24 protein-coding genes are annotated in these 26,418 nt (G+C 31.8%); 22 read left to right on the top strand and 2 right to left on the bottom strand.

Annotation, left to right across the window (positions count from 1 at the left end):
• Positions 1 to 63 precede the first annotated feature (63 nt).
• The 11 genes from KQ51_RS01820 to KQ51_RS01770 all read left to right on the top strand — a co-directional run bounded on the left by KQ51_RS01820 (position 64) and on the right by KQ51_RS01770 (position 12,300).
• On the top strand, positions 64 to 537 hold the full coding sequence (locus KQ51_RS01820) for a hypothetical protein (protein WP_038468197.1): 474 nt from the start codon (positions 64 to 66) through the stop codon (positions 535 to 537).
• Positions 538 to 612: 75 nt separating this feature from the next.
• Positions 613 to 2,553, top strand: coding sequence for a DNA polymerase III subunit gamma/tau (gene dnaX / locus KQ51_RS09305; protein ID WP_052609037.1), 1,941 nt, complete (start codon positions 613 to 615; stop codon positions 2,551 to 2,553).
• A 2-nt stretch (positions 2,554 to 2,555) separates the two neighbouring features.
• Positions 2,556 to 2,861: a YbaB/EbfC family nucleoid-associated protein gene (locus KQ51_RS01810; RefSeq protein ID WP_038468196.1), complete on the top strand. Its 306-nt coding sequence runs from the start codon at positions 2,556 to 2,558 to the stop codon at positions 2,859 to 2,861.
• A 12-nt stretch (positions 2,862 to 2,873) separates the two neighbouring features.
• Entirely contained in the window at positions 2,874 to 3,473 is a 600-nt protein-coding gene (gene recR / locus KQ51_RS01805) for a recombination mediator RecR (RefSeq protein ID WP_038468193.1), read from the top strand.
• Between the two features lie 88 nt (positions 3,474 to 3,561).
• Positions 3,562 to 3,879 (top strand): hypothetical protein, encoded by a 318-nt coding sequence (locus KQ51_RS01800; protein ID WP_038468189.1) that lies wholly within the window; start codon positions 3,562 to 3,564, stop codon positions 3,877 to 3,879.
• Positions 3,880 to 4,049: 170 nt separating this feature from the next.
• A complete protein-coding gene (locus KQ51_RS01795; RefSeq protein WP_038468186.1) occupies positions 4,050 to 5,111 on the top strand; it encodes an ABC transporter ATP-binding protein in 1,062 nt (353 codons plus the stop codon).
• Positions 5,111 to 6,022 carry a carbohydrate ABC transporter permease gene (locus KQ51_RS01790; RefSeq protein ID WP_038468183.1) on the top strand — a complete coding sequence of 304 codons (912 nt, stop codon included), beginning with the start codon at positions 5,111 to 5,113 and terminating at the stop codon, positions 6,020 to 6,022. Before KQ51_RS01795 ends, KQ51_RS01790 begins: the two co-directional genes overlap by 1 nt.
• 12 nt (positions 6,023 to 6,034) lie before the next feature.
• Complete coding sequence (locus KQ51_RS01785) at positions 6,035 to 6,955, top strand: carbohydrate ABC transporter permease (protein WP_052609035.1); 921 nt, start codon at positions 6,035 to 6,037, stop codon at positions 6,953 to 6,955.
• A 22-nt stretch (positions 6,956 to 6,977) separates the two neighbouring features.
• Positions 6,978 to 8,372, top strand: a complete 1,395-nt coding sequence (locus tag KQ51_RS01780) for an extracellular solute-binding protein (RefSeq protein WP_038468181.1) — start codon at positions 6,978 to 6,980, stop codon at positions 8,370 to 8,372.
• Between the two features lie 10 nt (positions 8,373 to 8,382).
• The gene (locus KQ51_RS09300) at positions 8,383 to 9,546 is read left to right on the top strand and encodes a thermonuclease family protein (protein ID WP_052609033.1); all 1,164 of its coding nucleotides are present in this window, start codon (positions 8,383 to 8,385) and stop codon (positions 9,544 to 9,546) included.
• Between the two features lie 24 nt (positions 9,547 to 9,570).
• Positions 9,571 to 12,300, top strand: coding sequence for an immunoglobulin-like domain-containing protein (locus KQ51_RS01770; RefSeq protein ID WP_038468178.1), 2,730 nt, complete (start codon positions 9,571 to 9,573; stop codon positions 12,298 to 12,300).
• A 712-nt stretch (positions 12,301 to 13,012) separates the two neighbouring features.
• Here KQ51_RS01770 and KQ51_RS09730 read toward each other — a convergent pair.
• Positions 13,013 to 13,186: a hypothetical protein gene (locus KQ51_RS09730; protein ID WP_158497942.1), complete on the bottom strand. Its 174-nt coding sequence runs from the start codon at positions 13,184 to 13,186 to the stop codon at positions 13,013 to 13,015.
• A 279-nt stretch (positions 13,187 to 13,465) separates the two neighbouring features.
• Here KQ51_RS09730 and KQ51_RS01760 point away from each other — a divergent pair, with 279 nt between their 5' ends.
• The 11 genes from KQ51_RS01760 (at position 13,466) to cysE (ending at position 25,395) form a co-directional block, all read left to right on the top strand.
• Positions 13,466 to 14,407 carry a DHH family phosphoesterase gene (locus tag KQ51_RS01760; protein ID WP_038468173.1) on the top strand — a complete coding sequence of 314 codons (942 nt, stop codon included), beginning with the start codon at positions 13,466 to 13,468 and terminating at the stop codon, positions 14,405 to 14,407.
• On the top strand, positions 14,400 to 15,365 hold the full coding sequence (locus KQ51_RS01755) for a DHH family phosphoesterase (RefSeq protein ID WP_038468170.1): 966 nt from the start codon (positions 14,400 to 14,402) through the stop codon (positions 15,363 to 15,365). The genes KQ51_RS01760 and KQ51_RS01755 overlap by 8 nt, the downstream gene beginning before the upstream one ends.
• A 108-nt stretch (positions 15,366 to 15,473) precedes the next feature.
• Complete coding sequence (locus tag KQ51_RS01750; protein ID WP_052609031.1) at positions 15,474 to 17,279, top strand: Na/Pi cotransporter family protein; 1,806 nt, start codon at positions 15,474 to 15,476, stop codon at positions 17,277 to 17,279.
• Between the two features lie 173 nt (positions 17,280 to 17,452).
• Positions 17,453 to 17,833 carry a DUF1934 family protein gene (locus tag KQ51_RS01745; protein ID WP_038468167.1) on the top strand — a complete coding sequence of 127 codons (381 nt, stop codon included), beginning with the start codon at positions 17,453 to 17,455 and terminating at the stop codon, positions 17,831 to 17,833.
• The gene (rpoE, locus tag KQ51_RS09295; RefSeq protein WP_052609028.1) at positions 17,830 to 18,474 is read left to right on the top strand and encodes a DNA-directed RNA polymerase subunit delta; all 645 of its coding nucleotides are present in this window, start codon (positions 17,830 to 17,832) and stop codon (positions 18,472 to 18,474) included. Before KQ51_RS01745 ends, rpoE begins: the two co-directional genes overlap by 4 nt.
• 120 nt (positions 18,475 to 18,594) lie before the next feature.
• Positions 18,595 to 20,196, top strand: coding sequence for a CTP synthase (locus KQ51_RS01735; protein WP_038468164.1), 1,602 nt, complete (start codon positions 18,595 to 18,597; stop codon positions 20,194 to 20,196).
• Between the two features lie 200 nt (positions 20,197 to 20,396).
• The gene (locus KQ51_RS01730) at positions 20,397 to 21,791 is read left to right on the top strand and encodes a TldD/PmbA family protein (RefSeq protein WP_038468162.1); all 1,395 of its coding nucleotides are present in this window, start codon (positions 20,397 to 20,399) and stop codon (positions 21,789 to 21,791) included.
• Positions 21,791 to 23,104 carry a TldD/PmbA family protein gene (locus tag KQ51_RS01725; protein ID WP_038468159.1) on the top strand — a complete coding sequence of 438 codons (1,314 nt, stop codon included), beginning with the start codon at positions 21,791 to 21,793 and terminating at the stop codon, positions 23,102 to 23,104. Before KQ51_RS01730 ends, KQ51_RS01725 begins: the two co-directional genes overlap by 1 nt.
• Before the next feature lie 130 nt (positions 23,105 to 23,234).
• The gene (gene fba / locus KQ51_RS01720) at positions 23,235 to 24,101 is read left to right on the top strand and encodes a class II fructose-1,6-bisphosphate aldolase (RefSeq protein WP_038468158.1); all 867 of its coding nucleotides are present in this window, start codon (positions 23,235 to 23,237) and stop codon (positions 24,099 to 24,101) included.
• A 47-nt stretch (positions 24,102 to 24,148) separates the two neighbouring features.
• Positions 24,149 to 24,730, top strand: a complete 582-nt coding sequence (locus KQ51_RS01715) for a hypothetical protein (RefSeq protein WP_038468155.1) — start codon at positions 24,149 to 24,151, stop codon at positions 24,728 to 24,730.
• A gap of 107 nt (positions 24,731 to 24,837) precedes the next feature.
• A complete protein-coding gene (cysE, locus tag KQ51_RS01710) occupies positions 24,838 to 25,395 on the top strand; it encodes a serine O-acetyltransferase (RefSeq protein WP_052609026.1) in 558 nt (185 codons plus the stop codon).
• A gap of 45 nt (positions 25,396 to 25,440) precedes the next feature.
• Here cysE and cysK read toward each other — a convergent pair whose 3' ends face one another.
• Positions 25,441 to 26,349: a cysteine synthase A gene (cysK, locus tag KQ51_RS01705; RefSeq protein ID WP_038468152.1), complete on the bottom strand. Its 909-nt coding sequence runs from the start codon at positions 26,347 to 26,349 to the stop codon at positions 25,441 to 25,443.
• Between the last annotated feature and the right edge of the window lie 69 nt (positions 26,350 to 26,418).

Genomic DNA, 26,418 nt, shown 5'->3' with positions numbered 1-26,418 from the left:
CATCACCTAAATTATTATATCATATTTTATATTTTTAGTGTATAATGCTACTAGGTGATTATTATGAAAAATAAAAGAGGTTTTAAACATTATCTAAGATTTTGGATGTTAGCAACAGTTCTTTACTCTGCATATGTTATATTCATAAGTAGTAGAGATGGTATGGAACTATCATTCATTTTATCAGCAGTGTATTTGCCAATTGTCTTTACTTTTTTACTGTTTGCATTTGATACTGTATTTGATCGAATTTGGCCACAAAAGGACAAAAAAAGTGATCAAGAATTTGATGAATTCTTAAAAAAAACGACTTATAAAGTAAATGAAGAATTAGAGTTAAGTATTGAAGATTTTAGAAGATTAAGAGAAAATGAGAAATTCCAAAAATCATTATATCAAGTTTACCAAATCTATCTAATTGGTGAAACTGAAGAAATAAACTTCATATTTTTAGAAAAGAAATTTAAGAAAGATACTACTGAATATGTTGCACTAGAAATAGTAGTTAAAGAAGTTAAAAAAATGATGGTAAATTAATGAAAAGACTACCAAATATAGTCTTTTTGTTTTATAATAGAGGTACCCTATTTTTAATTATTGGAGTGAGAAATTATGGCTTATAAAGCACTTTATAGAACGTATCGTCCGCAAAATTTTGAAGAGATTGCAGGACAAGAACATATCACAAGAACTTTCAAGAATGCATTAAAAAATGATAAGATAGCACATGCTTATCTTTTTAGTGGTCCTAGAGGAACTGGAAAGACTTCAATAGCTAAAATAATAGCTAAAGCAGTTAACTGTGAAAAAGCTCCAGCCGAAAATCCTTGTAATGAATGTGATATTTGTAAAGGTATTGATCAAAACACAATAAATGATGTAATTGAAATTGATGCTGCAAGTAACAATGGTGTCGATGAAATTAGAGAAATTAGAGATAAAGTAAAATATTTACCAGGTGTTGGTAAATACAAAGTATATATTATCGATGAGGTTCATATGTTGAGTACTGGTGCATTTAATGCACTTTTAAAAACTTTAGAAGAACCACCTAAACATGTAATCTTTATTTTAGCTACCACAGAACCGCATAAAATTCCTGCTACAATCCATTCTCGTTGTCAGAGATTCGATTTTAGAGGTGTTAGTGTTCCTGAAATGATTTCTCGTTTAAATACTATTATCGAAGAAGAAAACATTTCTGTTAGTAAAGAAGCAATCAAGGTAATCTCAGAAAGTGCTGAAGGAGGTATGAGAGATGCAATTAGTCTTTTAGACCAAGTTGAGTCGTATACTGACAAGAAAATTACTGTTGATGATGTTCATGCTATTAAAGGAACGGTTTCTAATGAAAAATTATTAGAGATTGCAGAGGCAATCTATGTAAATAACTCAGTAGAAGCTATCAAGATCCTTGATGAATTAGTTTCTATGGGAAAAGAAGCACCTCGCTTAGTAGAAAATTTAATTAGATTTTACCGCGATATGTTAATCTATAAAAACACAAATGCTAACAAAGAAGATCAAATAATCTTTTCAAACAATGAGTTTATAAATTTATCAGAAAGAATAACTAATAATCTAATATTCTTTTATATTGATATATTAAATCAAACTCAAAATGATATGAAACGTACAAATAACGCTAAACTATATATGGAACTAGCATTAATCAAAATGGTAGATCATATTGAAAAGCAAGAGATTGTCATTGAAGATGTTGTATCTGAATTAAGACAAGAAATTGAGAATTTGAAAACAAATCTAAAATCTGACAATATCAAGATTTTAAAACCGGAGTCAGAAACTGTAGACTCTATTAAGGAAACATATACAAAAATCGCAATAGAGCCAAAAGAAGAAATAGTTAATTCTGTAGAAGAGACTGTTATTGAATCGAGTAATACGATTGATGATAAAAAAGAGGTTTCTGAACCAAAAGAAGAAGTAGAAGAAGAATCAAGTGAAAAAGAAGAGAATAAAGAGAATAATTTGTTTGATTTAGAAGTGAATTCTGAGAAAAAAGAAGAGCTTACTGAAGAACCATACAAAACATATGATATAAGACATGTTGAAGAAGTTCTTAACAATGGTAATAGAGAAGCTAAAATTGAAATGAATAAGAAATGGTTTGATATCGAAAGACATGTTGAACCTAGTATGATGACATATGCTAAAAGCATTACTACAGGGCGCTTAGTAGCTACTAATGGTAATATGATTATTATTCAGTATTCAAATGCATCACTTTGTAATAGGATGATGACTCCTGATGTTAAAGGAATAGTTGTTAAATTATTAAGTGACTTCTATAAATCAAATTTAAATTACTTGGCATTGCCGAGCGCAGTGTGGGAACAAAAAAGTCAAGAATTCATTAAAAAGTGGAAAGAGAATAAAGGAGAATATATAACACTATCTCCAATTGAACATTCAGCACTAAAAGAAATGCCAAAATTCAATAAAGAAGTAAGTGAATTTACTCCAGATAGCGTAAAAGATGCGATTAACATCTTTGGCTCAGATGCAGTAAGAATTAAAAAAGGAGAATAATTATGAATCCGTCGATGATGAAAAAGTTGCAAAAGATGCAAAAAGATATGGTAAGCGCACAAAAAGAGTTAGAAGCTTCAATTTTTTATGGTTCAGCTGGAGGAAAAATGGTAACAGTAGAATTTACTGGTGACAAAAGAATGCAAAACGTTGCAATTGATCCGGAAGCAATAGAAAGCAAAGAAGATATCGAAATGTTACAAGACACAATTATTGCCGCTGTTAATGATTGTATTAAAAAAATAGATCAAGAAACAGAAAGCGTAATGTCTCAATTTACTGGTGGAGGAATTCCCGGACTGTTTTAGGAGTGAAACACTATGAAATATCCAGACGCAATAGATAAACTAATTGAATCGCTTCGTAAATATCCAGGAGTGGGTAAAAAAACTGCTGAAAGATACGCATTATATACAGTGAATCGTTTAAATGACGATAGTATAGATGAAATTATCGAAGCATACCAAAAAATAAAAGAGGACATTTTCGAATGTCCTATTTGTGGAAATATCACTGATACAGATCCTTGTTATATATGTAAGGATGAAGCAAGAACACATTCAACAATTATTGTAGTTGAAGAAGCTAAAGATATAATTGCAATGGAAAGAACCAATAAATATCATGGGTTATACCATGTGTTAAATGGTGTTATATCTCCTAGTGATGGAATTGGACCAGAGGATATAAATTTAAAATCATTACTAAAAAGATTACAAAATGAGCAAGTAAAAGAAGTGATTTTAGCAACTAACTTAAACAATGAGGGAGAAACAACAGCTAACTACATTTCAAGACTTTTAGAAAGTACTGATATCTTAGTTACACGCATTGCCCACGGTATCCCTGCAGGGGGAAATATTGAGTATGCAGATGAAATAACCATTATAAAAGCATTAGAAGGTAGAAGAAAATTATAATTATTTCAAAAAATTCATAATATATACACATGTTTATTGGTATAATATAGGTAGAAATTTTAATTAATTTGTAGAAGAGGTGGAAAATATGAATGAATGGGTAATGGGACTTCCGTTTTATGACATGATTGAAACATTAATAAATGAGACTTTAGGATTATCGGATTTAATTCAAAGTGGGTATGATTTCTTTATTGGATTAAATGTAGTAGTTCAATTAATTGCATTAGTAGTATTAGCTATTATTGTAATCATGGGATTGTTTGAGCTAATCAAAAAATTGTCAAAAATTATTGTAGTAGTAGGGATCCTAGTAGGATTATACTTGCTTTACGATGGTGGCGCACTAGATGGAATTATTCCAAGTAGTGGAGCACTTGATGTTTTATTTTCATTAATAGGATGATAAAAGAGAACGATATTTTTATCGTTCTTTTTTTATGAAAAACTTACAAAATATTGACCTCTTTTAATGTAAGAATTTACATTAACAAATTTTCGAAAATTTAGTTTTAAATGAACTGAATCTATTGTATAATGTACTGTTAAAAAGATAAATATTTTAGGAGAGATAAGATGGAAATTAAATTACAGAATGTTACTAAGATATTCCAAGCGAAAGACAAAACAGAAACTGTTGCAGTAAATGGTTTGGATATAGTGATCCCATCAGGTAAATTGATTGGATTACTGGGCCCATCAGGGTGTGGTAAATCTACAACGCTTTATATGATAGCTGGGTTGTTAGACCCAAATGAAGGTCGAATTTTTTTTGGAGATGAAGATGTAACTGATATGCCTCCGGAAGAAAGAGGAATAGGACTAGTTTTCCAAAATTACGCATTATATCCTCATATGACCGTTAGACAAAATATAATGTTCCCACTTGAAAATATCAAAGTTCCAAAACAAGAAGCTGTTGAAAGAGCACAAGAAATGGCAGATTTAGTTGGAATTGGTGAACTTATGGATCGTAAACCAAAACAATTATCTGGGGGACAACAGCAACGTGTAGCAATTGCACGAGCTTTAGTTAAAAAACCAAGAGTATTATTACTTGATGAACCATTATCAAATTTAGATGCTCGTTTACGTTTACAAACACGTGAAGAAATTAAACGTATTCAAAGAGAAACAGGAATAACTACTATCTTCGTTACTCATGATCAAGAAGAAGCAATGAGTATTAGTGATGAAATAGTATTAATGGAACTAGGGGTTAAACAACAAGTTGGGGAACCTCAAAATGTTTATGATAAACCAGATAACCTATTTGTTGCTAAATTCTTAGGTACTCCACCAATCAATATATTTGATGGTGAAATTAAGGGTGGAAAAGTTCTTATTAATAATATAGAAATAGGAAAAGTTAAATCAGATGATCAAGAAGTGGTTGTTGGAATTAGACCTGAAGGGTTTGATGTAGTTAAAACGGGAACACTTAAATTAGAAGTGTTTCAAGTTGAAACTATTGGTAGAGATACAACTTTAATCATAAAAGATCCGACTGATGATAATAAAACATTTAGATCTATCGTAGATGCACAATATAGAGTTAAGCCAGGGGATATTGTGGATTTTGAAGTTAAAGACCACAAACTATATGTCTTCGATAAGGATACTGGGGTTGTTCTTTAATGTTAGAAAGAAAGAGTACCTTAAAGGCCTGGATGTATTTAGCGCCTGCGCTAACACTATTAACAGTATTTACATTTTATCCTTTAATTAATGCGTTTTTAATTTCATTCTTTGGAGACGTAATTATCGAGGATATGTCAACATCAGGATTCGTTGGATTACAAAATTATATTGATGTAGTTCAAAATGGGAATTTCCAAAGTGCTTTAGGAAATACAGCTGTAATAGTATTTGTTTCAGTACCAATTTCAATTATTTTAGCTCTATTAATTTCTGTAGGATTGAAATCAATTGATAAACTACAAGGTGTATTTCAAACTATATTCTTCTTACCATATGTAACTAATGCTATTGCAATAGGGATGGCATTCGCGTTCATATTCAACCAAAACTATGGATTATTAAATACTATCTTAGGATGGTTCGGATTAGCGGGAGAAGAAGGAATTAACTGGGTAGGAGCAGGAGCAACATGGGGTAGAGCAATGACGTCTTTACTTATTTATTCAATTTGGGGAGGACTAGCATTTAAAATTCTAGTATTCTTAAGTGGTTTACAAAGTATTGATAAACAATATTATGATGCTGCTCGAATTGATGCTGCACCACGAGGAAGAATTTTCACAAAAATTACAGTACCTTTACTGTCACCAATGATTGCTTATATTACAATTACTTCATTTATTGGTGCATTCAAAGTATATACAACTGTTGTAGGGATGTTTGGACCTAGTATGGGGACATCAGGTAACCCTCGTCAATTAATTACAGTTGTTGGGATGATATATGGATACATTGGGCAAATCGGACAAGGTGGAACCGCTGCTGCAATGGCTATATTATTATTCTTGATCACCCTTGCATTCACAGGAATCCAGATGCAAGTATCTAAGAGAAGGGTTCATTTCTAGGAGGGTGATATTATGAGTATAAAAAATACAAATACAAACGTTATTGATAAAAAAGAACGTGAAAAAAATAGAATTAAGACAATAGTATTCACAATTTTACTATATACTGGATTAGTTTTATTCGCACTGTTCGTTATAATTCCATTCTATTGGATGGTATTAACTGCATTAAAATCAGATGCTGATTTAACTGCACTCCCACCAAAATTATTCTTACCATTTAAAGATTTAAACTTCTCAAACTTCACAAATGCATTTGCAAGAGCACCATTTGCTAGAAACATGATGAATACTGTAATTGTAGCTATGATTTCAACTGTAGGTACACTGGTAACTACTATCTTAGCTTCATTTGCATTTGCAAGATTAAACTTTAGAGGAAGAGATTTATTGTTTGTTATATTCTTATCAACAATGATGATTCCTGGAGAAATATTTGTTATTACTAACTATTCAACTGTTGCTAGAATTGGATGGCTAGGAGCAGATGAATTAGCTCAGACTTATGGACAAGCACTACTTGCTATGACGTTCCCGTTTATGACAAGTGTGTTCTACATTTTCTTCTTAAGACAAACATTTAAAAGTATTCCAGATGAACTTTATTTAGCAGCTAAAGTTGATGGAACAAGTGATTTTAAGTATTTAAGAAGAGTTATGGTACCAATCGCAAGTCCAACAATTGTAACTATTACAATATTAAATGCAATGGGGACTTGGAATGCCTATATCTGGCCGAACTTAGTAACATCTAATGCTGATTTTAGGTTGGTAACAGATGGATTAAGAAATGCTTATACAGATGGGTTAGGTACAATATTCAATGAACAAATGGCTGCCGCATTAATCGTAACAATACCATTATTGTTAGTTTTCCTATTCTTGAAAAAATACATCATGCGTGGTGTTTCAAGAAGTGGAATTAAAGGATAAAAAAATAGGAGGATTTTAGAAAATGAAAAGAATGTTAACATTAGTTTTAACTTTAGTTCTTGCGTTCTCATTAACTGCTTGTTTAAACACAAGAGGAGACCAAAAGACAATTGAAGTAAATGTTCCGGATAGTTTAGGTACAGAGGAAATTACTATTACTTTCTGGCACACTTATGGACAAGGAAAATCAGACTTATTGGATGAAATGATTGCTGAATTCGAATTGCTTTATCCAAATATTACTGTAGACTCAGAATCACAAGGGAACTACACAGATTTATTATCTAAAACTAAAAAAGCTTTAGGTAGTGCTGGTGGAGTTAAACCTGACGTGGTTGTTGGTTATCCTGATCATTTCGCTGAATATATGGATTTAGGTGGAATTATTCCTCTAGATAAATTTATCGAACATGCTGACTGGGGAGTAGATTTAGATGATTACCAACCTTCATATGTAGCTGAAAATGCACAATATGCAGACGGTATGTACTCTATGCCATACTCAAAATCAACTGAAATGATGGTTTATAACAAAACTAGATTTGATGCTTTAGGAATTACATTTGATGCAAATGAAATCATAACTTGGGAATATTTAGAAACAATTGCTGATCAAGTAGTTGGTACTGGAGATAACCAATGTGAATATTTAATCAATTATGATTCAGCTTCAAACTTATTTATTAACTCAAGTCGTCAATGGGACGCAGGATATACAAATTCTGATGGTGAAGTATTAGTTGATAATGATACAACTAACGCAATGCTTACTTATTATCAAGGTTTAATGGAAGATAATATCTTAGCATTACCAATGCAATGGGAACAAAATTATGGTTCTGCAAACTTCTTATTAGAAGACGTATGTATGACTGTTGGTTCTACTGCAGGATTAACTTATAATAATCCTTTAGATAGATTAGAACCTGCAGATCAATTTGAAATTGGAATCTTACCAATCCCTCAATTCGATGGTAAAACTCAAAGCGCTATGCAACAAGGGCCAAACATCGCTGTTATGGAAAGTGGAGACGATTACGAAAGATTAGCTTCTTGGTTATTAATTAAACACTTAACTAGTACAGAAAACACTGCAAAATGGGCTATCGATACTGGATATTTACCTGTAACTCTATCAGGTTATAACAGTGATACATTCCAAGATTTCTTAGCTGGAACTGACTTAGATTATATCTATGAAGCAATTTCTGCTAACGCTGCTTATGCACAAATGAGCTTTAATAATTACGATCCAGCATTCGCTGGTATTGGTAAAATCTCATCAGCAAAAGTACGAGAAGAAGCTGGCTATGCGATAGAAACAATCTACGCTAAAACAATGTTGCCTGACACATATGATAAACCACAAACTATTATTGATGCAGTTCAAGAAATGATTAACCAATTAACTTGGTAGTTGTGTTTATATGAGAATCAAATTAGGGTTAATTATTGCTGTTTTACTACTTGTACTTACAGGATGTAATACAGACCCAGAAGACAAAGAATTAAATACAGATTATACCGATGCCTTGGAGATGGATTTTACTTATGAAGGTAAAAACTTTCTAACTGATCGTGTCGGAGAAGTTACACTAGTTAAATGTACTGACGGAGATACTGCAACATTTTCAACAGGTTCACAGCAGTTCGCAGTAAGATTCTTAGGTATAGATACTCCTGAATCAACTTATAGAATTGATCCTTGGGGTAAGGCTGCAAGTGCTTATACTTGTGATAAATTAACAAATGCTACAACAATTGTTTTAGAAGCTGGAGACGAAATGCAAGACGGCTATGGTCGATACTTAGCATGGGTTTGGTATGATGGTAGATTATTAAATCTAGAACTTATTGAACAAGCTTTCAGTAATTCTAAAGGAGTTTCAGGAACAAAATATGAGGATATATTCTATAACGCAGAATTTGCAGCTATAGAAACTGACAAACGTTACTGGGGAGAAATAGATCCAGATTACGATTACAGTTTAGAAGGTGCACCAATTACAGTAGGAGAATTAATTACTAATATGGATAACTATATTGGTAGAAAGATTGAGATTACCGGAACGGTAGCCTATGAAGTTGGAAATAGTCCATACTTAGTTGATGAGAGTGGATATGGTATCTATATTTACTTGTTAGAAAACTCATATAAAATTGCACCTGGAAATAAAATTACTATCTCTGGATTAGACTTAACATTCTATCCAGACCAAGAAACTGGTAGTCCTCAACTTGTTGGGGTTTACAAGAGAAATGTTGAACTCATTTCTGAAGGAAATGAAATTGTTCCTAGAATTATTGCTGTACCTGATATAGAAGTTATTGATTTAGGATCATTTGTAAAGGTAGAAAACGTTACTGTAACTGAGGTTTATACAAGCCCAAATACAGGAGATTATACAATTACATGTGAAGATAGTTTAGGAAATGAAATAGGATTACACATCTCGAGTAGTGTTGAACAATCATTAATTGATTCAATGTTATCTGTTGGAAGTGTAATTGACACGGCTGGTGGTTTAAGCCGTTACAATGGGCAATATCAACTGGAAATGTCAAGTTTAGACACAGTTGTAAAAAAATAAAAAGGTGAAGGAGATTTAAAAAAAATGAAGAAAGTATTAACTTTATTGTTAGTATTCACATTAGGTTTAACATTAGCATCTTGTACAGATCAAGAAGCTGCTACTAATGTTGCTGATGCTGCACAAAAATTATCTTTAGAAGTTTCAGATCCTACTGCTGTTACTTCAGATATTACGTTACCTACTGAAGGGTTACATGAATCTACAATTTCATGGGAATCTGATAACGCTGCTATCTCAGCTGCTGGTGTAGTTACTAGACCTGCTATTGGTTCAGATGACGTTACAGTTATATTAACTGCAACTTTTACAATTGGAAAAGAAACTACTACTAAAGAATTTACATTCAAAGTATTAGCTGCTGTTCCATCTGTTGCTGTAACTGCTGCTGTATTTGAAAGTTCAGCTACTGCTGTTGGAGATGTTGTAGAATTAACAGGTATCGTTGTTGGACTTGTTAAAACTTACGGTTATGAAATCTATGATGGAACTGGATTCACTTATGTTAATGAATTCCAAGATCCTACAGTTTCTATCGGTGATGAAGTTACTGTAATGGGTGAAAAAGGAATCTATAATAATGGTTCTGAATTAGTTGAAATTCAAAGTACAGTTGTAAATTCAACTGGAAATGCTCTTCCTAATTTTACAGAAACTACTATTGGAGAAATCTTTGCACAAGATCCTGATACTACAGATTGGTATCATGATATGTTCAATGCTGAAGGTGTAATCGTAGTCCAAGGTGATTATGATAATGCATACTTATCATGGTTTGATCAAGATTTAAATTTAAGACAAATGGAAATCTATTATAAATCATATGACGATGCAAAACTTGCTGCTGTCAAAGCTTTAGAAGGAAAAAAAGTTGAATTAGACTTTATCCTTAAAGATTATAGCTATGGTTCATTTAGATTAACAGTTAACTCTACTGGTGAAGTAAATGAAGCTACAATTTATACTGATGCTGAAAGAGCTAAATTAGCTGTTGCTTATAATGATTTGTTCTTCAATTCACTTGGTGATGAAGTTGTTGCTAGTTTAGATTTACCTACTGATAGTGATTTTGTTACAAAATATGATGATACAGAAGAAGCAAATATGCCAATTGAATTAGTATGGACTTCATCAAATGAAGTAGTTATTGCTAATGATGGTACTGTAACTCTTCCTGTTGGTGCAACTGCAGATGTAGAATTAACTGTAACTGCTACTGTTGGTGATGTTTCTGCACATAAAACTTATACTGTAACTGTTGCTGATGCTGACACTCTTACTACAAACACTGTAGCTGAAGTAATCGCTATGGAAGATGGAGAAACTGTCATTGTTGAAGCTATTGTTTCTGGTCTTAGATATGGTAATCCATTCGTTCAAGATGCTGATGGTACAGCTATGTTTATCTATACTAAATTAGATGTAAAAGTTGGAGATAAAGTATGGATTCAAGGTGAATTAGCTACTTTTTCTAGTTATGGAAATGCTCTTAAACAGTTAACACGTGGTGTTCTTGTAAAAACTGTTTCTACAGGAAATGCTTTAACTTACAATACAACTACAACTGCTGCTGAATTAGCTGCTGCAATTAATACAATGCATTCAGATTCATTTACTATGACTTTAAAATTCTTAGAAGAAGACTTTGGATATTACTTCTTTGAGGCATATGTAGATGGTGATGATGCAGATAATAATGTAAGAATCAAAATGGATACAGATTGGTTCCCTACAATGGAAACTTACTTAGATGGATCAGATATGATTGAAATTTCGTTCGTATTATATGATGTACATTATGACGAAGCTCGTATTGTTCCAGTTGCGTTCCCAGGTTTAACTAATGCAGATAGACTTGATATCGTAAAAGGAATGATTGCATTAGAAGAATTTATCGTATTAGATGTTAACTTATTAACTTACTTACCTACATTTGATGCCGCTATTACTTGGGTTTCAGCAAATACTGCAATGGATGCAGAAGGTAATGTAACAAGACCTGTTGCTGGTGAAGATAATGTTGAAGGTGATTTAACAGCTTCAATAGTTATTGGTTCAGATGCTGCTGTTGATGAAGTTTATACAGTTACTGTTGTAGCTAGTCCTACAGATGCAATGACTGTTGCTGAAGTATATGCTGCAGGATATAGTGATTACTTTGGAGATTATACACATGTATATGTTACTGGTGTTGTCGCTGGATTAACTGATGATGGATATGTTATTCAAGATACTGTAAGTGGAAAATTCTTAGTTGTTGAAGATTTTGATAACGAAGTTGAAGTTGGACAAGAACTTAATTTAGAAGGATTCTACAATGCTAGTTACGAGGTTATCAAACTTAGAGATGTATTTGTGTTTATGTTTGTTTCTGAAGGAAATGCATTAAACTTAGAATTAACTGATGCTGTTGCAATGGATTGGGCTACATTTGATAGAAATGATTATCAAACTGGTGAATTAATTGCAATTACTGCACCTTGGGCAACTTTATATAGTGGAGACACTAGTTACTTAAGATTAGGTAATGGTGATGGTCTTGAAAATGCTAAGTCATTTGATGGTAAATATGTCGGGTTACAAAATGGAGCTAACGAATTGAACTTAACGGGTACTTTAGCTGATATATTTGACGGTGGACAAACTTCAACTGAATATGCTGACGTAACTATTTATGTATTAATTTATGATACAACTAGTTCTTACAATAAATTTATCATATTAAGCGATGACTTTATTGTTGTAACACCTTAAATATAATTTCAATTTAATATAATTAAAACGCCACTTTCAAAGTGGTGTTTTTTTTTACTCCAAATCAGTTAGTTTTGAGACAAAGAAAATAGTCGTTTTAAGCTCAGTTTTATTAATTGATTCTCAATATTTAAAAACTGTACTAATTTATCTATTTTTTTGGTGCATTTTGTAGGTATAAAATTATAAATATGGTATAATGTAATGTTATTTTTAGAGGTGAAAATATGTATGATATAGTAAAATCCTTAATTTAGAAGGATTCTACAATGCTAGTTACGAGGTTATCAAACTTAGAGATGTATTTGTGTTTATGNTTGTTTCTGAAGGAAATGCATTAAACTTAGAATTAACTGATGCTGTTGCAATGGATTGGGCTACATTTGATAGAAATGATTATCAAACTGGTGAATTAATTGCAATTACTGCACCTTGGGCAACTTTATATAGTGGAGACNCTAGTTACTTAAGATTAGGTAATGGTGATGGTCTTGAAAATGCTAAGTCATTTGATGGTAAATATGTCGGGTTACAAAATGGAGCTAACAAATTGCCTTACCGGGATACTTAGGCAACATTACAGAAAGCAGTGCAGATCAACTTAAGTTAGAAAATATATTGAATATGTATATATCCTATCTTGAATTACCTTTTGATACTTTTGATGTATTCTCATAATAAAAAGCACTATCATAAATGATAGTGCTTTTTTCTACTTTCTTTTCTCGAGTACAGAACCTACAATTATTCCAACTAAGGCAAACATAGCCAAAATGATAAACAGTAGAAGTTTAACTTCAAATCCTTCACTAAATATGTAATATAATGAAAGTATTACTATAGCTGCTGCACAAGTAATTGCAAACACTTTTTGATATATATTCATGATATACCTCCTATTTCGTATATCATTATAACACAGCCTTTTTGAATCATCAATCATAACTAAAGTGCACTTCAGTAATTCAAATTACATATTCTTAAAGTTTAACTACGAGTTAATAATTTTAAAAGTCAAAAAAGAAAATAGTCGTTTTAAGCTCAGTTTTATTAATTGATTCTCAATATTTAAAAACTGTACTAATTTATCTATTTTTTTGGTGCATTTTGTAGGTATAAAATTATAAATATGGTATAATGTAATGTTATTTTTAGAGGTGAAAATATGTATGATATAGTAAAATCCTTAATTCACAAATATAACCGAATTATAATACATCGACACAAGAATCCTGATGGTGACGCTTATGGCTCACAAATGGGATTAAAAAGACTTATTGAACTTAATTATCCGGACAAAGAAGTGTATGCTGTTGGAGATGAAAATACTTTTAATTTCCTAGGACATATGGATATAATACCTGATGATTATTATTATGGATCTTTGGCCATTGTTGTTGATGTTTGTGTGCATCGATTAATTAGTGATAAACGATACTTAAAAGCAGATGAGATATTAGTTGTAGATCATCATTTAAATGAACCAGATTTTAAATGTATAAGTATTATAGAATCAGATCACATTGCTTGTGCTGGCTTACTTGCAAGTGTTTTTATTGAGAATGACTGTATTTTCGATGAATTGGCAGCTACAAGGTTTTTAACAGGTATAGTAACTGATAGTGGAAGATTTGTTTATCCAAAAACATCAGCTGAAACTCTTGAAACAGCTGCTTATTTAGTTAGACAGGGTGCTGATTTAGATTGGATATATGACAAGTTATACACTGAAGAATTAAATTTTAAGAAATTAAAAGGTTACTTTATTAATAACTTTAAAATAACTGAAAACAATGTTGCTTATATGAAGAATGATAAAACCGTAAAAGACATGTTTGGGGTAACCACGTTTACTGTTTCAAGAGCTATGGTAAACCAAATGAGTAGTATTAGAAATATTAATATATGGGCTAATTTTACAGAAGAAGACGATGGTAATGTATTAGTTGAATTACGTAGTGGTAAAGAATCAATTGTACATATTGCCCGTAAATACGGTGGTGGAGGACATGCTCTTGCTTGTGGATGTTCGTTATCGTCATTAGATGAAGTAGAAAAGGTACTAAAAGATTTAGATGATTTCTCTGGAGGAGTAAATAATGAATAGAAGTAAACTGAAAGATATTTATGGAAAGATAGAAGATTATAATAAAATAATTATCTTTCCACATGCACGTCCTGATGGGGACTGTATAGGTAGTTCGTTTGGACTAAAAAATATAATCGAAACAACATGGCCTAACAAAATTGTAAAAGTAGCCGGAGAAACTAGTGTTTTCACTTCATTTCTTGGAACACCTGAACAATTAGATGACGATAATTTTAAAGGAGCTCTTGGTATAGCTCTAGATACAGCTAATAAGGATAGATTAGCAGAACAAAGATACAAAGACTGCGATATGCTAATTAAGATAGATCATCACATATTAGTAGAAGAGTATGGGGATATAGACTACGTAGACACTACTAGACCTGCTGCTGCCTTGATTATTTTAGATTTGTTTATGGAATTCCAAGACAAACTAAAAATGACAGAGGATGGAGCTAAAGCACTTTATTTTGGAATACTAACTGATACAGGTAGATTCAAATATGATGGTGTTAATGGAGACACTTTCAGAAATGTTGCTGTATTATTTGATAACGGATTAGTCACTAAACCAATTTATCAATATCTAGATACAAAAGAAGAGAATATGTTAAGGTTCAAAGGATTCTTACTACAAAATTATAAAAAAACTCCAAATGGAGTTGTTTATTTTAAAATATTACCAGAATATTTAGAGGAGTTTGAAGTTACTCTAGAAAATGCTAGTTCATTGGTAAATGAAATGGGTGTAATTGAAGATTATCCAATTTGGTTACTATTTGCTGAGTATGAAGAGGGAATAGTTAGATGTAGAATGAGATCTAAAGGTCCTGCAATTAATGAGTTAGCAAACAAGTATGATGGTGGAGGACACAGACTGGCTTGTGGTGCTAATTTAGGTACTTGGGATCGTACTGAGCAACTGATTAATGACTGTGATTTATTAGCTAAAAAATATAGAGAAGGACTATTATAGTTCTTCTTTTTTTTGTGTAAATGTAAAGATAAATAAATTAAAAATAATCTATTTCAATAATAGAAATAGTATGTTATATTTCTATTGAGTATACATTAGGAGGAAATTATGACAAAAATTAAAAGAGCACATGGTGTGGTTAGGGAATTTTTGGGAAAATATAAGGCATATATTTGGGTAACTATTATAGCTATATTAGTTGTAGTTGGTTATTTTTATGCTCAAATTTTAGAGGAGCAAATTCCAGAGATTGACTGGAAAACAACTTTCTTTTCTATTTTAGGAGGATTGGGGATATTTCTATACGGGATTAATTTAATGGGAGATTCATTAAAGGCACTTGCAGGAAATAAACTTAAATTAATTATTGAGAAAACAACTAATACACCGATAAAAGGTATATTAGTGGGGATTATAATTACAGGACTTATTCAATCATCTTCTGGGACTACAGCTTTAACCGTAGGATTAGTAAGAGCGGGTTTAATGACTTTACCACAAGCAGTAGGTATTATTATTGGAGCTAATATCGGAACAACAGTTACTTCGTTCTTATTAGGTCTGAAAATAAAAGAATACGCTTTACCAATTATGGCTGCTGGTGCATTTTTAATATTCTTTACACAACGTAAAAGATATAAACAACTTGGTGGAGTTTTACTTGGATTTGGGATGTTATTCTATGGATTGGATGAAATGGGTGGAGCTTTAAAACAATTAGCTAAACTTGATCAATTTAAGGCTATGTTATCTGCAGTAGGAGACACTCCTTTCTTAGGATTAATGGCTGGAGCAGGAACTACTGCGCTTGTACAATCAAGTAGTGCAACAATTGGTATCCTTCAAAGTTTATATAGTACAGGCTCAATGGAATTAATCGGAGCTGTAGCAATACTATTTGGTAATAATATTGGAACAACAGTTACTGCTGTATTAGCATCTTTAGGTGGAAGTATTGCAGCAAAAAGAACAGCGGCAGCTCATGTACTATTTAACTTAATAGGTAGTTTAATGTTTATGTTATTTTTAGTACCATACACTAAACTAATTGCATACTTAGAAATAACAATACTACATAACAATAACCCTGAAATGACAATAAGTTTTGCACATATGGGATTCAATATAGTTAATACATTTATTATGTTCTGGTTTATCAACCAACTTGTTTGGTTAGTTAAATTCTTAGTACGAGGTGAAGATGGATTAATTGAAGTAGACGTTGACAGCTTAGATGATAAATTAATTCAAGAAGCGCCTATTTTGGCCTTAGAAAGCGCTAAAATGGTAGTAATAAACATGGGTAAAGTGGCACAACAAATGTTTGACGGAGTATTAAAATACTCATTTGATAATAATAAAAAGTACTTCGAAAATGGTATGCAGATAGAAGAAATGTTAGATACAATTGATAAAAAAGCTCATGATTATCTTGTAAAGATATCACAAGCAGATTTGGACAAAACAGGTTCAAGTAATCAAGCGGCATATGTAGATACAATTCGTGACTTTGAAAGAATTGGAGATCATTGTACAAACTTGTATCAATTTTTCGAAATGAGACATGAGGACAAAGTTGAACTTAGTCCTGAAGCAAGAAAAGAGTTAGAGAAACTATATGCTGTTGTTAAAGAAACACTTGAATTAACAGTTGAAGCATTCGATACCCAAAGCAAAGAGACTTCAAAACGTGTTATGGATCGAGAAGACGTAATAAATAGATTAGTTATCAAAAACCGTAAACGTCACATTATGAGAATAAACAATCGCCAATCAAGTGAAACACAAGATGAGATGTATGTAGATATTCTTTCTAATATTGAGAGAATCGGTGATCATTGTAATAATATTGTAATAAATGTAGTTCAAGAATATTACTATAATGAAGAACTAGATTACGAGTTTAATGATTAACATCTATTAGAAGTAAAGAACTATATTCACAATTATCTTACTAAATAAAGAATAAAAGGAGCAATCCTTTTATTTTTTTCTTGAAAGAAAATACACTTTAATATATAATAGTGTAGCGTTAATTATTTTTAAACTAATCTAAATTGTTATAATTGAGGCGGTTTGGTGATAATATGAAGAAGATAAGAGTAGATTTTCAAATTAAATCGCTGGATACTGACAATTCATTCGTAATAAACGGCGAATATTCAAACAATCGGATTAAATTTATTGATAATGAGAAAAATATTAATTATATCATTTTTCATGAAGATAATATCCAGTATTACAAAAAAGGTAATATTGATATGAAATTTAAATTTGATATGCAACATACAACTAAGGGTGAATACACATCATCAGGATATGAATTTGTATTTGAAATAAAAACAAATCGAATTGTAAGAAAAGATGGACATCTCTATATACAATATGATTTATATCAAGATAAAGAATTAGTAAATGAAACAGAAATAATATTAGAATATACCTGTCTTAAGGAGGAATTATTATGAAAGCACAAAAATCATTAATTGATGCAGCTGTCGAGTTGTTAGAGGTAGAGAAGAAACCCTATAATTTATATCAATTGTTTGATAAAGTAACAAAGGGCCAAAAATTTAGCGAGGATGCTAAAGCAGATGCCGTTACTAAATTTTATACTGATTTAACTACATCAGCTAAATTTGTATACACAGGGGATAATCAATGGGATTTAAAAGCTAATCAGAAAATAGAACTATGGGAAAAAGACGGTTCATTCTATAAAGAATATACTAAGGTTGACTTACCTGATGAATACAAACCTGCACCAAAACCTAAAAAAGCTACTAAAACAAAAACGAAAGCTAAGCCTAAAGCCAAAGCCAAAGTAGTAGAAGTAGTAGAACCAGTAATTGAAAAAGTAGTAGAACCAGTAATTGAAAAAGTAGTGGAGCCAGTAATTGAAAAAACAGTAGAACCAGTTATAGAACCGGTTGTTGAATCAGTTGCTAAACCAGATGATAAAAAAGCTGCAGTACCTGTTACTGATGAATCAGGTAAATCTGAAGTAGTTGAAACTTACGAAGAAGAAGTGTTTGAAGAGTTTGAAGACTTCGATGAAGACAAATACAACGAGTACATGGATACATACGAGGATCAATACAAGGATTAAATTCTTAAAAATTGTATTGCTTTAGAAAAATTCATTTGTTATAATTTAAAAGGGCACATTAGAAAATAGTTCTCCTGCAATGGGGGACTATTTTTTTATATAATCTAAAGGAGTGATATAATGAAAAAAACTAAGTTTATATTTGTTACCGGTGGGGTTGTTTCTAGCCTAGGTAAGGGAATTACGGCATCTTCTTTAGGGAGACTTTTGAAAAATAGAGGATTAAAAGTTTTTATGCAAAAATTTGATCCATATATAAACGTTGATCCAGGAACAATGTCACCATATCAACATGGTGAAGTTTTTGTTACCGATGATGGAGCAGAAACTGATTTGGATCTAGGACATTACGAACGTTTTATTGATGAGAACTTAAGCCAAGCAAGTAATATTACAACGGGACGAGTGTATGCTCAAGTAATTGAAAAAGAACGTCGCGGGGACTATTTAGGTGCAACTATTCAAGTAATACCGCACATAACAAACGAGATAAAAGCTCAGTTATATAGAGCAGCAGAAGAAAGTGGAGCAGACATAGTAATAACTGAAATTGGTGGTACTGTCGGAGATATCGAATCATTACCATTTTTAGAAGCAATTAGACAAGCACGAAGAGAATTTGGATATAAAAATACTATTTTCATTCACAACACTTTGGTGCCATATTTAAGTGCAGCAAAAGAATTAAAGACAAAACCTACTCAACATAGTGTTAAAGAACTACGTGGATTAGGTATTCAACCAGATATTATTGTTTTGAGAACAACAAGACCAATCACAAATGCAATGCGTGAGAAAATAGCATTATTCTGTGACGTTCAAAAGGAAGCTGTTATCGAAGCTAGAGATGAAGAAATCCTTTATGAAGTTGCATTAAATCTTAAAAAGCAGAACTTAGATGATATTGTTGTTAAACATTTACGAATGGAAACAAAAGAGTGTGATTTAACTGAATGGATAGCAATGATTAATCAAATCAAAAGTTTAAATAAAGAAGTAACTATAGGATTAGTGGGGAAATATGTTTCATTACAAGATGCTTATCTAAGTGTTAGTGAAGCCCTAAAACATGCGGGATATCACCATTTAGCAAAGATTAACATCAAATGGATAAACGCAGGTGAATTAGTAGAAGGAGATGTTAAGTCTCACTTAGAGGATTGTGATGGTTTATTAGTTCCAGGTGGATTTGGACATCGTGCAATTGAAGGTAAAATAAATGCTATAACGTATGCACGAGAAAACAACATTCCATATTTAGGATTATGTCTTGGTATGCAAACAGCATCAATTGAGTTTGCAAGAAATGTATGTAAATTGGAAGGTGCTAATTCAACAGAGATGGATCCAAATACTCCTCATCCAATTATAGATTACTTACCAGAACAATATGAAGGTATTGATATGGGTGGAACACTTCGTTTAGGTCTTTATAAATGTGATATAACTGAAGGGACGTTAGCATACAAAGCTTATCAAAAACCACAAATCAAAGAACGTCATCGTCATCGCTATGAGTTTAATAATGTTTATAAGAAACAATTAGAGGATTGTGGATTAGTATTTTCAGGAATGAATCCAGAAACTGGATTAGCAGAAATCATAGAATTACCTGATCACAAATTCTTTATTGCATCACAATTTCATCCGGAATTTTTATCAAGACCAAATAGACCTCATCCATTATTTAGAGAATTTATTGGGGCATGCATAGATAAATAAAAAAGGCTATTAAGCCTTTTTTTTATTAAATGACATTTATAAGTAAATTGTACATTTTAATATGACTTATCTTATGGCGTAATAAAGCCGTATAAATTGATTATTTCCTATGTTAATTTTGCTTTGGTTTAATGAATTAATATGATATAATTTTGATAGATAATTTTAATTGAATTAAAAAAATGTTAAAGGAGGATCATATGTTAGATAAGAAATTAATCAAAAAAGTACTAGATCAAGCATTAACTACATCTGCTGATTTTGCAGAAGTTTTTATTGAAGATAAATTTACAACTAACGCAACGTTAGTTTCAAGTAAAGTTCAAAATGTTAGTAATGCTAAAGTATTTGGTATTGGTATACGTGTAGCAAAAGGATATCAACGTGTATATGGATATACTAATAGTAGTGAAGAAAAAGATTTATTAAAACTTGCTGACGATTTGGCTCAATCATTCCCTGGAGAAAGTGCAAATATTGAATTTGAACTAAGTGAAATGGAAGTTGCTGAATTGCATCAACCAAGAGTTTTACCATCAGAGGTAGCGATGGAAGAAAAAGTTGCATTATTAAGACGTGCAGACAAAGCTGCTAGAGAATACTCAGAAGAGATACAACAAGTTCAAGCAAGATATCAAGATTATGTCCAAAATGTATGGATAGCAAATACTGAAGGTACATATGTTAATGATAGAAGAGTGAGAACCCGTATTGCAATTGCTGCTGTAGCAATGAATGACGAAACAAAACAAACAGGATTCTATGGACCTGGAGGTACTTACGGATTTGAATTCTATAGTGATGTGATTAATGTAGAAGAAGCCGCACAAGAAGCTGCTAGAATTGCAAAAGCAATGTTATATGCAGATGAATGTCCAAGTGGAAAATTCCCAGTAGTTATTGATAATGGATTTGGTGGAGTAATCTTCCATGAAGCAGTAGGACACAGTTTAGAAGCAACTAGTGTTGCTAAAGGAGCAAGTGTATTTACTGGTAAAAAAGGTGAACTTATCGCTAATACATTAATTAATGCAGTAGATGATGGAACTATTTCTCATGCATGGGGTAGTGCTACATTTGATGATGAAGGTAATAAGCAAATACGTCGTCAATTAATTAAAGATGGTGTTTTAACTAGTTATATGATTGATAAATTAAATGCAAAACGTATGGATGATGCTTGTACGAATTCAGGTCGTCGGGAATCGTATCGGTTCGCACCAACATCAAGAATGACTAATACATATATTGATAATGGTGACTCAACATTTGATGAAATTGTTGCTGCTACAAAATTTGGTTTATATGCTAAAAAAATGGGTGGAGGAAGTGTAAATCCAGCAACTGGAGACTTCAACTTCTCAGTATCTGAAGGATATATGATCAGAGATGGTAAAATTGCAGAACCAGTACGCGGGGCTTCACTTGTTGGTACAGGTAGCCAAGCATTATTAAAAGTTGATATGGTTGGAAACAATTTAAAACGTGAACAAGGTATGTGTGGTAGTGCATCAGGAAGTATTCCTACAGATGTAGGACAACCTACAATTAGATTATCAGAAATCACTGTTGGTGGTAGAGGAGGGACTGTCTAATGAACTTTAAGAAATTATTTGCTTTGGCAAAAGAAAAAGGGATAGAAGATATCCAAGTATACTACGCTGGAAATACTGAGTTAGATATTGAAGTATTTAAAGGTTCAGTTGAGAAATATGCAATAGCTGATAGTGCTAAATTAACTGTTAAAGGAATTTATAACGGTAAAATGGGTACAGTTAGTACAGAAATAGTAAATGAAGATGTATTTGATTTCATCGTAGAAAGTATTATTGGATCTGCAAAAATGATTGACAGTGAAGATGAAGTATTTATCTATGAAGGAGATAAAGAATACAAGCAAGTGGAAGGATTATTTGATGCAAGCTTAGATGAAGTTGGAGCTGCTAAAAAAATTGAAGACACTAAGAGATTTGAAGAATTAGTAATGGCTCAAGATGAAAGAATTAATATGGTTCAAGCATTCTATGGTGAAGGAACTACAAAAGTATTAATTCAAAATTCAAAAGGGTTAAAACTAGAGAAAAAAGTAAATGGTGGTGTAATTGGGGCGTTTATTATTGCTAGTGATGGTAAAGACCAAAGAACTACTTATGAATACAAATTATCAAATGATTACAATGATTTCGACCTTGAAGCAATGGCTATATCAGGAGCAAAAGATGTTTGCTCACAATTAGGAGCTTCACCTGTTGAAACTGGAGAATATGAAATTTTACTTACAAATAAAGCAAGTTGTTCTTTGTTAAGTCCACATGTTAGTATGTTTAGTGCTGAAAGTGTACAAAAGGATATTTCTTTATTGAAAGGTAAAGTAGGAGAAGTTATCGGTAATGAACTTATTACTTTGGTAGATGATCCTTTTAGAAAAAAATCTGGTAGATCTGGGGCTTTCGATGATGAAGGTGTTGCTACACAATACAAAGAATTAATCAAAGATGGTAAATTAACAGGATACCTACATAACTTAAAAACTGCTAAGAAAGACGACACTAAATCAACAGGTAACGGATTCTTAAATGGTATTGCTCCGACGAACTTCTATTTCTTAGAAGGAAATACGGAATACGATGAAATTGTTAAAGATATGAAAAAAGGTTTAATAATTACTGAACTTGCAGGAACACATGCAGGATGTAATGCAGTTAGTGGTGATTTCAGTTTACAAAGTTCTGGATTCTTAGTTGAAGACGGAAAAATTGTAAAACCTGTCGCACTTATTACTGTGGCTGGGAACTATCTAGAATTGTTAAAGGATGTTACAGCTGTTTGTAATGACTTATATTTTAACTTTGGATATGTTGGTAGTCCATCATTAAGAATTAAATCATTAAAAGTATCAGGAAAATAAAACACTGCCTCGGCAGTGTTTTTTTTAGTAAGCATTTACATTGGCTCTTATAATCTACATTAGTTTACATATACAAACAATTAATGTATAATATTATTGAAAATATTAATATTAATTAGGAGGAAATTTTATGGGACTTGTGTCTGCAAAAGAAATGCTTGAAAAAGCGAGAAAAGAAGGTTATGCAGTAGGACAATTTAACATTAACAATTTAGAATGGACAAAAGCGGTTTTAGTAGCTGCTCAAGAATTAAAATCACCAGTAATTTTAGGTGTATCTGAAGGTGCTGCTAAATATATGACAGGATTTGATACTGTAGTAGGAATGGTAGAAGGAATGCTTAAAAACTTAAACATTACTGTACCAGTTGCGCTACATTTAGATCATGGTAGTTTTGATGCTGCAAAAGCTTGTATCGAAGCTGGATTTAGTAGTGTAATGTTCGATGGATCACATTATTCAATCGAAGAAAATATTCAAAAAACAACAGAAATCATTGCTTATGCTAACGAAAGAGGAATCAGTGTTGAAGCTGAAGTTGGATCTATCGGGGGAGAAGAAGATGGTGTTGTTGGCGCTGGTGAAGTTGCTGACGTAAATGAATGTAAAATGATTGCTGATTTAGGTGTATCTATGTTAGCTGCTGGAATTGGTAATATTCATGGTAAATATCCTGCAAATTGGACTGGATTACGTCTAGACGTATTGAAAAATATCCAAGATGCAACAGGAAATATGCCATTAGTACTTCATGGTGGTACAGGAATTCCTAACGAAATGGTTACAGAAGCTATTACATTAGGTGTTTCAAAAATTAACGTTAACACTGAATGTCAATTAACATTTACTGCAGCTGTTAGAGTTTATTTCGAAGAGAAAAAAGACTTAGAAGGTAAAGGTTACGACCCAAGAAAAGTAATTAAACCAGGTTATGATGCTATCATGGCAACTGTAACAGAAAAAATGGAGTTATTTGGTTCTGTTAACAAAGCTTAATCAATTACTTTACAACAATTTTGTTGTGATAATAAGTAGGTGTACAAATGGATAGTTTTATTCTTAAAGATTATGCTTCGTGGAAGATTGAAAACCACGAGATGATCGAAAAATTCAAAGGAAACAATAATGTTATTTATCAACGATTAGAGCCAGTATTCTTAGTCCTAGATTATGTTTATGATCTAGCTTGTGACCAACAAGAGTTAGATGAAGACCTGGAGACAATTTTTGAAATTGGGTTTAATTATATTAATGCTCAATTTAATGTTATTAAGATTTACTTTGAAAGTTTATTCCAATCAAAGTGTGATGAATTCGAAGATTATAGTGAAATGTTATTGTTTCTTATATATATCTTTGATTTCCGAACAGATTTAGAAAATCATGGTTTTGAGTCAGATATTGAAGTATTGAATGATGCAGAAACTTATATTGAAAACATGATTATGGAGCGAAGAAGAGATTACGATTACGTTCGTGATATGCTTAATGAAGCTCTTAAAAATGTCTCTGAGACTATTGATTATGAGTATGTTAGTTTAATTGATATATATGTTGAGATTGCTGAGAATTTTGGTATCTATGTATTTGAAAATGATGAGTTTGTTGTTGGAAAAGAAATCTAAACGCAAGGAATTATTCCTTGCGTTTTTTTTTGTAAACTCTTTCAAGTGTATATCATTTAACAAGCTTAACTACATTATGTATAATCAAAGTGCAAAGAGGTGATTTTATGGGAATGATTAGTGATATAAAAACCCTAAAACAAAAAGATCCTGCAGCTAGACATATACTTGATATAGTACTTACCCACAACGGTCTTCATGCTGTCTGGAGTTATCGTATAGCTAGATTCTTTTGGAAGTTAAGGTTAAAAATGATTGCCCGAATAATTAGTAATATTGGAAGATTTAATACTGGGGTAGATATACATCCTGGGGCTCAGATAGGTAAGAATTTTGTAATTGATCATGGTAGTGGTATCGTTATAGGTGAAACCGCTGTTATTGGAAATAATGTATTGATGTATCATGGTGTCACATTAGGTGGTACTGGCAATCATTCAGGAGCAAAAAGACATCCATCTTTATGTGATGAAGTTATGATTGCTGCTGGAGCAAAAATATTAGGAGATATTAAAATTGGTTATGGAGCAAAAGTTGGTGCTAACTCTGTTGTATTAAAAGATGTTCCACCGCATGCTACTGCAGTTGGAATGCCGGCTAGAATTATAGAAGGAAAAGATATCTTAGAAGTAGAATGCAGTTTAGTTAGTAAAGAGAGAGATTAATTTCTTTCTTTTTTTTATAAAAAAATCATCCCGAATGGAATGATTTTATTTAAATAATTCTGTAGATAAGTATCTTTCGGCATTACTTGGAGATATAGTAAGTATTTGGTTATTTACTTGTGCTTTTTCAGCTATTTGTAAGGCTGCAAATACGTTAGCTCCTGTTGATATTCCAACAAATAACCCTTGTGATTTTGCTAATTTTCTTGCCATATTAAATGCATCATCATCTTCTACTTGAATAACTTCATCATAGATGCCTGTATCTAAAATGTCCGGAATAAATCCAGCACCTATTCCTTGAATCTTATGTGGCCCTTTTGAGTTACCACTTAAGACAGAACTTCCTTTTGGCTCAACTGCTTTAATTGATATATTTGGATTATGTTCTTTAAGGATAGTACCTACACCGGTAATAGTTCCACCAGTACCAACTGCTGCTATAAAGTAATTAAGATTAGGTAATTCTTCTAGTATTTCTAAAGCTGTTGTCTTCATATGTGCTCGAGGGTTATTTAGGTTTTTGAATTGCATTGGCATAAAATAGCCATGCTTATCAACTAAGTCTTCTGCAACTTTTATCGAACCATTCATTCCCTCACTTTTAGGTGTTAAAATTAATTCTGCACCATAACCTATAAGAATTTTCCTTCTTTCGATACTTAGACTATCTGGCATAGTAAGTATTGTCTTATATCCTTTAGCTGCACCAATCATAGCTATACCTATACCGGTATTTCCACTAGTTGGCTCTATAATTGTATCACCTGTTTTAAGGAGACCTTGTTTTTCGGCTTCTTCGATCATATTAATCGCGATTCTATCTTTAACACTACCACCAGGATTAAACCATTCTAGTTTAAGATAAATATCTGCTTTTTGATTTTTCGTCAATTTATTTAGTTTGATTATAGGTGTATTACCTATAGTTTCATATATGTTATTGTATATCATAAAATCACCTCATTTAGATTATATTATTAATCTGAAATTTTAACTAATTATATGATAAAAAAAAGAACT

Source organism: Candidatus Izimaplasma bacterium HR1, assembly GCA_000755705.1.
GTDB lineage: Bacteria > Bacillota_I > Bacilli_A > Izemoplasmatales > Izemoplasmataceae > Xianfuyuplasma.
Note: the sequence above shows the minus strand (reverse complement) of the source record. Positions and strands in the feature narration are given on the sequence as shown.